Source organism: Pseudomonas sp. 3B-A001-10F, assembly GCF_056313565.1.
The window spans coordinates 1-10,210 of record NZ_JBQYFW010000062.1 but is presented as its reverse complement, the minus strand read 5'-3'; the positions used below and the strand labels follow the sequence as shown (position 1 = coordinate 10,210).

General features: G+C 58.6%; 12 protein-coding genes. 7 read left to right on the top strand and 5 right to left on the bottom strand.

Translation table 11 applies throughout. The annotated features are described in order from the left end of the window. Nucleotides 1-465, bottom strand: a 465-nt coding sequence (locus AC0ZWN_RS28600; RefSeq protein ID WP_476337676.1) for a hypothetical protein, incomplete at its 3' end; no start/stop codon positions are given. Between the two features lie 193 nt (nucleotides 466-658). On the opposite strand from AC0ZWN_RS28600, the gene AC0ZWN_RS28595 reads away from it, so the two are divergent. Beyond that, nucleotides 659-1,249, top strand: coding sequence for an NUDIX domain-containing protein (locus AC0ZWN_RS28595; protein ID WP_116255005.1), 591 nt, complete (start codon nucleotides 659-661; stop codon nucleotides 1,247-1,249). A gap of 1 nt (nucleotide 1,250) precedes the next feature. Here AC0ZWN_RS28595 and AC0ZWN_RS28590 read toward each other — a convergent pair whose 3' ends face one another. Next, nucleotides 1,251-1,766: a methylated-DNA--[protein]-cysteine S-methyltransferase gene (locus tag AC0ZWN_RS28590; protein WP_186625229.1), complete on the bottom strand. Its 516-nt coding sequence runs from the start codon at nucleotides 1,764-1,766 to the stop codon at nucleotides 1,251-1,253. Between the two features lie 153 nt (nucleotides 1,767-1,919). Here AC0ZWN_RS28590 and ggt point away from each other — a divergent pair, with 153 nt between their 5' ends. From ggt to AC0ZWN_RS28575, 3 genes are all read left to right on the top strand, one after another. Next, nucleotides 1,920-3,647 carry a gamma-glutamyltransferase gene (ggt, locus tag AC0ZWN_RS28585; protein WP_476337674.1) on the top strand — a complete coding sequence of 576 codons (1,728 nt, stop codon included), beginning with the start codon at nucleotides 1,920-1,922 and terminating at the stop codon, nucleotides 3,645-3,647. 66 nt (nucleotides 3,648-3,713) lie between these two features. Further along, on the top strand, nucleotides 3,714-4,247 hold the full coding sequence (locus AC0ZWN_RS28580) for a cysteine hydrolase family protein (protein WP_320337607.1): 534 nt from the start codon (nucleotides 3,714-3,716) through the stop codon (nucleotides 4,245-4,247). A 136-nt stretch (nucleotides 4,248-4,383) separates the two neighbouring features. Further along, nucleotides 4,384-5,397, top strand: coding sequence for a lysozyme inhibitor LprI family protein (locus AC0ZWN_RS28575; protein ID WP_476337673.1), 1,014 nt, complete (start codon nucleotides 4,384-4,386; stop codon nucleotides 5,395-5,397). Between the two features lie 19 nt (nucleotides 5,398-5,416). Here AC0ZWN_RS28575 and AC0ZWN_RS28570 read toward each other — a convergent pair whose 3' ends face one another. Further along, complete coding sequence (locus AC0ZWN_RS28570) at nucleotides 5,417-6,061, bottom strand: TetR/AcrR family transcriptional regulator (protein WP_093441219.1); 645 nt, start codon at nucleotides 6,059-6,061, stop codon at nucleotides 5,417-5,419. A 141-nt stretch (nucleotides 6,062-6,202) separates the two neighbouring features. Here AC0ZWN_RS28570 and AC0ZWN_RS28565 point away from each other — a divergent pair, with 141 nt between their 5' ends. Continuing rightward, nucleotides 6,203-6,661 (top strand): GNAT family N-acetyltransferase, encoded by a 459-nt coding sequence (locus tag AC0ZWN_RS28565; RefSeq protein ID WP_476337672.1) that lies wholly within the window; start codon nucleotides 6,203-6,205, stop codon nucleotides 6,659-6,661. A gap of 128 nt (nucleotides 6,662-6,789) precedes the next feature. Continuing rightward, complete coding sequence (locus AC0ZWN_RS28560) at nucleotides 6,790-7,425, top strand: hypothetical protein (RefSeq protein ID WP_476337671.1); 636 nt, start codon at nucleotides 6,790-6,792, stop codon at nucleotides 7,423-7,425. Between the two features lie 40 nt (nucleotides 7,426-7,465). Here AC0ZWN_RS28560 and AC0ZWN_RS28555 read toward each other — a convergent pair whose 3' ends face one another. Further along, nucleotides 7,466-8,011, bottom strand: coding sequence for a hypothetical protein (locus AC0ZWN_RS28555; RefSeq protein WP_095048048.1), 546 nt, complete (start codon nucleotides 8,009-8,011; stop codon nucleotides 7,466-7,468). Nucleotides 8,012-8,064: 53 nt separating this feature from the next. Next, the gene (locus AC0ZWN_RS28550; protein WP_257355493.1) at nucleotides 8,065-8,382 is read right to left on the bottom strand and encodes a DUF7693 family protein; all 318 of its coding nucleotides are present in this window, start codon (nucleotides 8,380-8,382) and stop codon (nucleotides 8,065-8,067) included. A gap of 157 nt (nucleotides 8,383-8,539) precedes the next feature. On the opposite strand from AC0ZWN_RS28550, the gene AC0ZWN_RS28545 reads away from it, so the two are divergent. After that, the gene (locus AC0ZWN_RS28545; protein ID WP_476337669.1) at nucleotides 8,540-9,985 is read left to right on the top strand and encodes a SulP family inorganic anion transporter; all 1,446 of its coding nucleotides are present in this window, start codon (nucleotides 8,540-8,542) and stop codon (nucleotides 9,983-9,985) included. Nucleotides 9,986-10,210: the final 225 nt, after the last annotated feature.

The window sequence follows — 10,210 nt, the reverse complement described above, 5'->3', positions numbered from 1 at the left end:
GGTAATGCGATAACGCTGGCCCCGATCGCAGTCGGTCACTTGCAGAATGCCGCTGGGGCCGATGGTGTAATGCAGCGGCTCACCGAAAGTCAGCACGCCGCCGACATCGGCAAGCACCGGTTCGAGGATTACCGGGGTGTTGCCAATCGGCACAAACCTCGCGGCCTCGAACATATGCACCAGCGTCAGCGACCCGCTGGCCGAGCACATGACCACCGATGAACTGAGCGGCTGGCGCGACGTGATCGGCGCGCTGAGGCGTACGTCGTTACCGACGGTGAAGACCTGTTCGACATCCAGCGCGGTGCCTGTCCAGAACTGCTCGGCCCAGGCGTCGTAGTGGTTCAGGCACAGGCGGAACTCGCGGATCAGGTGTTCGAAGTCCGGCTCATCGGGATTCAAAGCAGCAACAACGAGCAGGCCGATGCTGTTGTTCAGGGCCAGAAGCCGATCGGTTGGAAGCATTCGCAGTCTCTCGCGCACGTCAAAAAGGTGCGGGGACTTTGCGGGGGATCAATCAGGAAAGAAGTCGGGCGAGTAGGTGATGTCTGTAGGATGTTTCGACATAGTTTGTGGGGCGGTATAGGGTTTCGTTTTTTCGTTCACAAAAAAGGGCTTTTACCTACCCAGGGGCCTTCAATGAAAAGGATCAAGCGTCATGTCCAACACAGCCGAGCGGGTCAATATCATCGACACTCAGGTGTTGTCCCATGACTGGTATCTGCTGAAGAAAATCACCTTCGACTATCACCGCAACAATGGTGAGTGGCAGCGTCAGACTCGTGAAGTCTATGACCGAGGCAACGGTGCAGCGATTTTGTTGTTCAACCGTGAACAGCGCACGGTGGTACTGACCCGGCAGTTCCGCTTGCCGGTGTTCGTCAATGGTCATGATGGTTTGCTGATCGAGGTGGCGGCCGGGTTGCTCGAAGGCGCGGCACCGGAGCAGCGTATCCGCGACGAAGCCGAGGAAGAGACCGGTTATCGCGTGCACGATGTGAAGAAGGTGTTCGAGGCTTACATGAGTCCGGGTTCAGTGACCGAGAAGCTGCACTTTTTCATTGCCGAATACGATTCGGCATCGAAGGTTGGCGAGGGTGGTGGACTGGAAGAAGAGACCGAAGAGCTGGAAGTGCTGGAGTGGGGGTTCGACGAGGCGTTGGCAGCGTTTCAGCGCGGTGAGATCTGCGACGCCAAGACCATCATGCTGTTGCAGTATGCGGCGATGAATAATCTGTTCGGCGCTTGATTCAGAACAGCTCGCCGGTTTTGCCAATTTGCGACCACTGCCCACCCTCCAGGCTCAGCAAGTGCTCTTTCGCCTCAAGCCCACCGGCAAACCCGGTCAGCTTCCCCGACGCGCCGATCACCCGATGACACGGCGCGACAATGGAGATCGGGTTGCGTCCGTTCGCTGCGCCCACTGCCCGTACAGCGCTGGGATTGCCAATCTGTCTGGCAATCTGGCTGTAGGTGCGCGTCTGGCCAAAAGGAATGGTCAGCAGCGCCGCCCAGACCTTTTTCTGAAAATCGGTGCCAGCGAAATCCAGTTCCAGATCAAAACAGTCACGCGTCCCGGAAAAATATTCTTCAAGTTGTCGAGCCGTTCGAATCAGGATCGGATTGTCGTGTGCCTCGCTCATCGGCCCGAGGCGCACGCGGTCGGGTTTATCGTTTTCCCAGAGGATGGCCGCCAGTCGTGAGCCGTTCGCGACCAGCTTCAGCTCGCCGACGGGCGAGGGCAGGGTGATGAACGTATAAGACATGACGACAGACTCCGGAGCAGGGTGGCAACAGCGCCCAGCATACTGCCTGATCGGGGAGGCGCAATACGCAAAGCCGACCATACTGCTTGGTGCTCTTGCAGCGTTTCCCCCTCTGTTCTGCACAGACCCTGAAAACAAAAAAGAGATCGACTCATGAAGTACGAACCTTTGGCCAAATCGCTGATAGCGACCTCACTGGCACTCAGCTGTCTCATGGCTCACGCGGCGTCGGTGGCACCGGTTGCCGCAGAAAACGGCATGGTGGTCACCGCGCAACATCTGGCCACCCATGTCGGCGTCGACGTATTGAAAAGTGGCGGTAATGCCGTCGATGCGGCGGTCGCCGTGGGTTACGCGCTGGCGGTGGTCTATCCCGCAGCAGGCAACCTGGGCGGAGGCGGCTTCATGACCATTCAACTGGCAGACGGGCGCAAGACCTTCCTCGATTTTCGTGAGAAAGCGCCGCTGGCGGCCACTGCCAACATGTACCTCGACAAGGAAGGCAACGTCATTCCCGACTTGAGTACCCGTGGCCACCTGGCGGTGGGCGTGCCGGGCACCGTGTCCGGCATGGAGTTGGCGCTGAGCAAATACGGGACCAAACCGCGCAAGGAAATGATTGCGCCGGCGATCAAACTGGCGGAAGACGGTTTTGCGCTGGAGCAGGGTGACGTCGAGCTGCTGGAGTACGCCACCGACGTGTTCAAGAAGGACATGCACGACTCCGGTGCGATCTTCCTGCATAACGGCGAGCCGATGCAGGTCGGGCAGAAACTGGTGCAGAAGGATCTCGGCAAAACCCTGCGGACCATTTCCGAAAAAGGCGCCGACGGCTTCTATAAAGGCTGGGTTGCCGACGCCATCGTCACCTCCAGCCAGGCCAACAAAGGCATCATCACCCAGGCTGACCTCGATAAATACAAGACCCGCGAACTGGCTCCGGTGGAATGCGACTACCGTGGTTATCACGTGGTCTCGGCGCCGCCGCCAAGCTCTGGCGGGGTAGTGATCTGCCAGATCATGAACATCCTCGAAGGCTATCCGATGAAGGATCTGGGCTTCCATTCGGCCCAAGGCATGCACTATCAGATCGAAGCCATGCGCCACGCCTATGTCGATCGCAACAGCTACCTGGGCGATCCGGATTTCGTCAAAAATCCGATCGAGCATCTGCTGGACAAGAACTACGCGACCAAACTGCGCGACGCCATCCAGCCGCAAAAGGCTGGCGTGTCGGCCGAACTCAAACCCGGCGTAGCCCCCCATGAGGGCAGCAACACCACTCACTACTCGATCGTCGACAAGTGGGGCAATGCGGTGTCGGTCACTTACACCCTTAATGACTGGTTCGGCGCGGGCGTGATGGCGAGCAAGACCGGGGTGATCCTCAACGATGAAATGGACGACTTCACCTCCAAGGTCGGCGTGCCGAACATGTACGGCCTGGTGCAGGGCGAAGCCAATGCGATTGCTCCGGGCAAGGCACCGCTGTCGTCGATGAGCCCGACCATTGTCACCAAGGATGGCAAAGTGGTGATGGTGGTCGGTACACCGGGCGGCAGCCGTATTATCACGGCGACTTTGCTGACCATGCTCAATGTCATCGACTACGGCATGGGCCTGCAGGAAGCGGTCGATGCGCCACGTTTCCACCAGCAATGGATGCCGGAGGAAACCAACCTCGAAGACTTCGCCGCCAGCCCCGACACGAAGAAACTCCTCGAGAGCTGGGGTCACAAGTTTGCCGGCCCGCAGGACGCCAACCACATCGCCGCGATTCTGGTGGGTGCACCTTCGCTGGGCGGTAAGCCGGTCGGCAAAAACCGTTTCTACGGCGCCAACGATCCACGCCGCAACACGGGCTTGTCACTGGGTTACTGAGGAGCGTAAAAAGGGGGCGGGCTCAGGTCCGCCCCTGTCTCAAGGACTGATCAAGGAAGGCTCATCATGACCACCGCATTACTGATCATCGACGTCCAGCGCGCCCTCTGCTCGGGCGAATATCAGTGCTACGACATTCAGCGCGTGCTCGACACCATCAACGGTCTCAGTGCTCGCGCACGCAAGGCTGGCGTGCCCGTGGTGCTGATCCAGCATGAAGAAAAGGACAGCCCGTTGGCCCATGGTGCCGAAGGCTGGCAACTGGCCGAAGGGCTTGAGACATCGCCTAAGGACCTGCGCGTACGCAAGACCACCCGGGACTCGTTTTACCAGACTGACCTGGGTAAATTTTTGCCAAGTGAAGACTTCGAACGACTGGTTATTTGCGGTCTGCAAACCGATTACTGTGTCAATGCGACCGTACGCCGGGCCCATGAGCTGGGTTATGACGTAATGCTTGCCGCCGACGCGCATTCCACCGTCGACAACGGCAATATGAGCGCGGAAGACATCATCGCCGAGCACAACAAGGATCTGGCGCATCTGACTGGCTCGGTGGCGCGTATCGACGTCAAACCCGCAGCCGACATTACGTTCTGACAGCGCATACAAAACCCTGTGGGAGCGAGCAAGCTCGCTCCCACATTGATTGAAGAATCCTGATTGCTGTGACCATCAGGGATTTCCGCTGGCAGCACTGGCATACTGCGCGCCGTCCGAAGAATGGAATCTCTCGATGTTCGCTATCTCCCGGCGTCATGCCTTGACGCTGATGTGCCTTGCGTTTGCCTCTATCACCCACGCCAGCAGTTTCGATTGCGCCAGTGCTGCCAGCAAAACTGAAAAAGCCATTTGTGGCGACCCGCAGATCTCGCAACTCGATGAGAAGCTGGGCAAGCTCTGGCACTCGACATCGGCTGATGTCCCCGATGCCAAAGCCCTCAAGGCAGACCAGCGGCAGTGGCTGAAAAACCGCAACGCCTGTGGCGATCAGACAGCCTGTTTGCGTCGGCAGTATTTAATGCGCCTGACCGAACTTGAACACGCCACCCAGCCCTTCAGTTGGGACGCGACCTGGCAGCTCATTCCGCCAGGGACCGCAACCTCGGCGACAGTCATAACCCAGCGCCGCGACCCCACGCACATCAGCATCGACATCACGGCGGCTGAGGGCGCCAACTCCGGTGATCTGGATGGCATTGCCACACTCAAGGACGGTAAAGCCGTTTACTCGGAAGACCAGTGCACCCTGTTGTTCACCCCCATCAATGGTGTGCTGGATATTTCTCTCGTGGGTGCAGGCGGATATTGCAGTGCCGGGTTGGGCGTCTACTACACCGGTCGTTTTGTCGCTTCGCAGCAACCGCTGACGCTGGATTACGACATGCTCAGCCTGGGCCTGGCGCAAACACCGGAAGAAAACCAGGCTCTGCACACGTTGCTCAAGACTGATTATCAGACGCTGGTGGAAAAGTCCGGTTCGTTGATGACCGCTGAACCTTCCGCTGATGTGGCGGGTAGTCAGGTCTGGGAGATGTGGATGCGCGGCCTGGGTGGCACCGGCATCGTGATGCGGTCAGCCGATGGCCATTTCTGGGTCTTGTTGGTTACCTACGACAACACCGGACACTCGCGCCTGCGCTATTACACCGATGTTGCGAAATGGAAAAAACGTCTACCCGGCGCTTTGCACGACTGGAACGAGCGCATGAAAGATCATCTGGAACTCCCCGTAGACTTCATGCCCTGATCTGCGCAGCACTGCGCCATCACGTCGCAAACAACACCCCACGAATCTCGCCCACCCGCGGCGCTACGACCACGCCCTCCAGCACCATGCGCGTGATCGTCTGTGCCGCCGTTTGATAATCCTCGTCCTGCGGCACTTCGCGCCCCATGATCCGGCCCATCTGCCAGCCGATATTGGTGTACGTGCGCGTTGCCGACCAGATGAATAGCATCAAATGCTCCGGATCCACCGGCGCGAGCAAACCGCGCTCGATCCAGCTGCGCAGACATTCAACGTTGCGCCGCGCTTCGGCCTGCAACAGATCGCGGCACTCATCCGGCAACTGGCGACCGCCCAATAGCAACTCGCCACTGAATACCTTGGCAATCGCCGGATGTTCGCGGGCGATGCGAATGCGTGCGGCCACGTAGGCGCGCAGTCCCGTCAGCGGATCATCACTTTCACGCAGCACCGCCGAGGCTTCCAGCAGCGGCTCGACAAACCCCAGCAGCACTTTGCTGTAGAGGTTTTCCTTGCTCTGGAAATAGTAATACAGATTGGCTTTGGGCACCCCGGCACGCGCCGCGATATCGCGGGTTTGGGTCGCGTTGAAGCCGTTGGCGGCGAATTCCTCGCTGGCAGCGGCGAGGATCAACTGCTCGTTGCGTACGCGGATGGCACTCATGGCAATACAGGTTGGCTGGACGGCATGGAAAGATTCTGGCGATTTCGGTTTCGCAATATACAAAACTATATAGCGATGAGGCCAGCACACTCGAAGGGCGGCGCTATGCTGTTTCGATCATTGACTGGAAACGGCGGGCACATGACCCTTCAGGCACTGCGGGCCGACGCGACACACCTGGATGCGGTGGCGCAGTTGTTCGACGCTTACCGAGGCTTTTACCAGCAGCCGTCGAACCTCGAGCAATCACGAACCTTCATCGCCGCGCGTATGGCCGGCGATGAATCCGCGATTTTTCTGGTTCAGGATGAAAAGGGCGAGGCGCTGGGTTTCGTGCAGTTGTATCCGACGTTCTCGTCCATCGATGCCCACCGCACCTGGCTGCTCAGCGACCTGTTCACCACGCCCGCCGCACGTGGGCGTGGGGTTGGCCGCTTGTTGATGAACACGGCGCGTGACTTTGCCTTGGCGACCGGTGCCAAAGGCCTGGTACTGGAAACCGCTACCGACAACTTCACGGCTCAAGGCTTGTACGAATCCCTCGGCTACGTGCGTGACAGCGGTTATTACACCTACAACCTCGACTTGCGGCAGGGCTGAGCAAATTTTTTTGCTGATTTCCTCAATTCAGGCTTTCGCCCGAAGGCCGCTCTCTCTAGAATCCGCCCGGCCTTCACAATGAAGGCGCAATGCCATCATTTGGTCTTGTACACATAGGGACGGACATCATGCAATTCGGGAAAATTCTGGCGCTGGGGCTGGTACTTGCGCTGGGCGGTTGTGCCAGTTTCACCAAAGACGAAGTGGCGCCGGTGACCATGCCGTCGATGGCCAGCTACACCAACAAGCCAAACGTCTACGTCGATTTCGACTTCTACCAGGGCGAACCGAAAAGCGGCTCCGCTGTGGAAGTGCCGCAAGCGCGCGATCAACTGAAACCACAGCTGCAAAAAATTCTCACTGACTCGGGTCTGTTCGGCCGTGTCACTCTGGACGAGTTCCAGAAGCAGCCGGGCGATTACAGCCTGCGTCTGAAAATGTACAACCATCCGCCGAATGCCGGTTCCATGGTGCTGGCCTTCATCAGCGGCTTCAGCATGATGGTGATCCCGGCGTATGGCACCGATCAGTACACCATGAGCCTGGAAGGCATGGATGGACAAGGTCAGGCCCTGACCACCGCGAGCAACCACGATGCGGTCGGCACCTGGATTGGTATCTGGTTCATTCCACTGATGGCCAACACACCGAAAGACGCGGTGAATGACACCTTCACCCGTCAGGTCAACGCGCTGCTCAAGCAGATGGTTGATAGCAAGAACCTGAAGTACTCGGCACTCGAAACCCGCATTCCACGGGGCTGAAGCCAAAAAAAGAGCCGCAATCGCGGCTCTTTTTTTACCCTTACTTCAGGGCCTGAATGAACTGTGGATCGCTGTAGAGTTCCTTGAGCAAGTCACGCACCATCGGGTTGTAAGCGTTGACTGCGTTCGGGATCGCAATGAAGCCGAAGAAGCTGCTGCTCCATTGGCTGCTGACATTCTTGGTCGCGTCGTACACCACATTGTTGCCGTTGAGCAGGGTGAAACGTGCAGCAAGTTTGCCGTCGCCCGTGCCCATGCCGGCGGACAGTTCGTTCTTCACCACCAGCACTTTCAACTGACGCTGAGCCTGCGGATCGAGCAAACCGGCCTTGCGCAGTTCTTCGGTGATCGCGTCCTGAATGTGTGCCGGGATGCTGCCGGACGGCGAGCGAACCGGGTTGGCACGGACCACCAGCGAACCTTCACCGGATTCGGCCGTGACCTGAGGATTGCTGATCGCGTGCAGCGGCGGGGTTTGTTTTAGCTTCTGCACGTTCTCGAAGCTTGGTTCGTAACGGGTCATGGTCATGCCGCAGCCTTGCAGGAGCAGGGCCAGCATCGGGATCAACAACAGCGACTTCTTCACGGCAGTTCCTTGCGTGGGAATAGAGGAGGGCGCGAATTATGGGCAGAGTGCCATCATTGAGCAACCTCGTTCGTTTGCGCGTTGAGCAATCGCTCGATCTGCGCCAATTCCCAGGTACTGAGCAAACTCACCGGATCGGTGCCGTAACGCTGCCAACTGTCCAGCGCGCCTTCTTGTCCGTCACCATTGCGGGCGAATTCACAGTGATGTAACCGCCCACCTTCAACGTCCAGCCGCAACTGCCAGCCTTCGATATCGACCGTGACCAGCCCGGCCTTGGTAGGCCGCTCGCAGATTTTCAAAGCGAGCACGCCCAGCGCCGCTTCACGCAAACGCTGACACACCTCGCGGGCGCTCAGAAATGCAGACATGTCGAACTCAATGACCAGAGGAGCGCGCCAGCATAAAGCCCGAGCCGACAAGTGTCAGCGTTCACTGGCCCGATCCGCGACAATTCCGTAACATCCGCAACCCTCTTTTTCCCGAACACCTGCAGCCGCGCTCGACGGCTGCTCAATCAGGTAAGCCATGAAACCGATTCGTCTGCGCGCCGATGTCCTGGCCGGACTCACCACCTCGTTTGCCCTGTTGCCCGAATGCATTGCGTTCGCGCTGGTGGCGCACCTCAATCCGCTGATGGGCCTGTACGGCGCGTTCATCATTTGCACGCTGACAGCTTTGTTCGGCGGGCGGCCGGGCATGGTCTCCGGCGCGGCCGGTTCGATGGCCGTGGTCATCGTTGCGCTGGTGGTGCAACACGGTGTGCAGTATTTGCTGGCGACGGTGTTGCTTGGCGGTTTGATCATGATGGCGTTCGGCTTGTTGCGCCTGGGCAAACTGGTGCGCATGGTGCCGCACCCGGTGATGCTCGGCTTCGTTAACGGCCTGGCGATCATCATTGCGCTGGCGCAACTGGAACATTTCAAGAACGGTGAGGACTGGCTCAGCGGTACGCCGTTGTATCTGATGGCCGGGCTGGTGGCGCTGACCATGGCCATCGTCTATATCCTGCCGCGTCTGACGAAAGCGGTGCCGCCGGCACTGGTGGCAATCCTCGGAGTCGGTCTGCTGGTCTATCTGTTCGGCCTGCCGACCCGCACCCTCGGCGACATGGCGCACATTGCCGGCGGCTTGCCGACGTTCGCTTTGCCAGACATCCCGTGCAATCTTGAAACCCTGCGCATCATCGCGCCTTACGCGATTCTGATGGCGCTGGTCGGTCTGCTGGAAACCCTGCTGACGTTGAATCTGACCGACGAAATCACCGAAACCCGTGGCTACCCGGATCGCGAGTGCGTGGCGCTCGGTGCGGCCAACATGGTTTCGGGCGCATTCGGTGGCATGGGCGGTTGCGCGATGATCGGCCAGACCGTGATCAATCTCAGCTCCGGCGGGCGCGGGCGCTTGTCTGGCGTTGTCGCTGGGGTGCTGATTCTGTTGTTCATTCTGTTTCTGTCGCCGCTGATCGAGCGTATTCCGCTGGCGGCGCTGGTGGGTGTGATGTTTGTGGTGTCGCAGCAGACTTTTGCCTGGGCGTCGTTGCGGGTGGTGAACAAAGTACCGCTCAATGATGTGCTGGTGATCATCGCCGTGACTACCATCACCGTGTTCACTGATCTGGCCACTGCGGTGTTGTGCGGCATCATCATCGCTGCGCTCAACTTTGCCTGGCAGCAGGCGCGTGAGCTGTATGCCGATGAGCATCTGGAGGCTGACGGCAGCAAGCTTTATCGTCTGCATGGCACGTTGTTTTTTGCTTCGACTACGCCCTTTCTCAATCAGTTTGATCCGGCTAATGATCCGGCTCGGGTGACTTTGGATTGTCGGCATTTGAGTTTTGTCGATTATTCGGCGATTGCGGCTTTGAGGACTCTGCGCGAGCGCTATGCCAAGGCGGGTAAGCATTTGCAGGTGTTTCATTTGTCTGAGCGGTGCAAGAAGTTGCTTAAGCGGGCGGGGGAGGAGCATCACTGATTGTCTGGCTGACTGGGTATATATCCGTTGCTGCGGGTGTTGCTGATTAGGGTTCCGCCCTTACGGCGGGTCACTTTTTCCAGACGCCGAAAAAGTAACCAAAATGTATGGTCAGCCCATCTTCTGCCACTCAGCAGCGATTAACGGTAAATCGAGCTTGCGCTAATGTATCCGGGCTCAGTGTGAGCACGGATAGCGCTCGGCCCTTGATGAGTAGTCGCTCCT

Excerpts from the sequence above, each read along its gene's own strand:
- AC0ZWN_RS28595 (WP_116255005.1), top strand. The coding sequence starts at position 659 with ATGTCCAACACAGCCGAGCGGGTCAATATCATCGACACTCAGGTGTTG.
- AC0ZWN_RS28590 (WP_186625229.1), bottom strand. The coding sequence starts at position 1,766 with ATGTCTTATACGTTCATCACCCTGCCCTCGCCCGTCGGCGAGCTGAAG.
- ggt (WP_476337674.1), top strand. The coding sequence starts at position 1,920 with ATGAAGTACGAACCTTTGGCCAAATCGCTGATAGCGACCTCACTGGCA.
- AC0ZWN_RS28580 (WP_320337607.1), top strand. The coding sequence starts at position 3,714 with ATGACCACCGCATTACTGATCATCGACGTCCAGCGCGCCCTCTGCTCG.
- AC0ZWN_RS28575 (WP_476337673.1), top strand. The coding sequence starts at position 4,384 with ATGTTCGCTATCTCCCGGCGTCATGCCTTGACGCTGATGTGCCTTGCG.
- AC0ZWN_RS28570 (WP_093441219.1), bottom strand. The coding sequence starts at position 6,061 with ATGAGTGCCATCCGCGTACGCAACGAGCAGTTGATCCTCGCCGCTGCC.
- AC0ZWN_RS28565 (WP_476337672.1), top strand. The coding sequence starts at position 6,203 with ATGACCCTTCAGGCACTGCGGGCCGACGCGACACACCTGGATGCGGTG.
- AC0ZWN_RS28560 (WP_476337671.1), top strand. The coding sequence starts at position 6,790 with ATGCAATTCGGGAAAATTCTGGCGCTGGGGCTGGTACTTGCGCTGGGC.
- AC0ZWN_RS28550 (WP_257355493.1), bottom strand. The coding sequence starts at position 8,382 with ATGTCTGCATTTCTGAGCGCCCGCGAGGTGTGTCAGCGTTTGCGTGAA.
- AC0ZWN_RS28545 (WP_476337669.1), top strand. The coding sequence starts at position 8,540 with ATGAAACCGATTCGTCTGCGCGCCGATGTCCTGGCCGGACTCACCACC.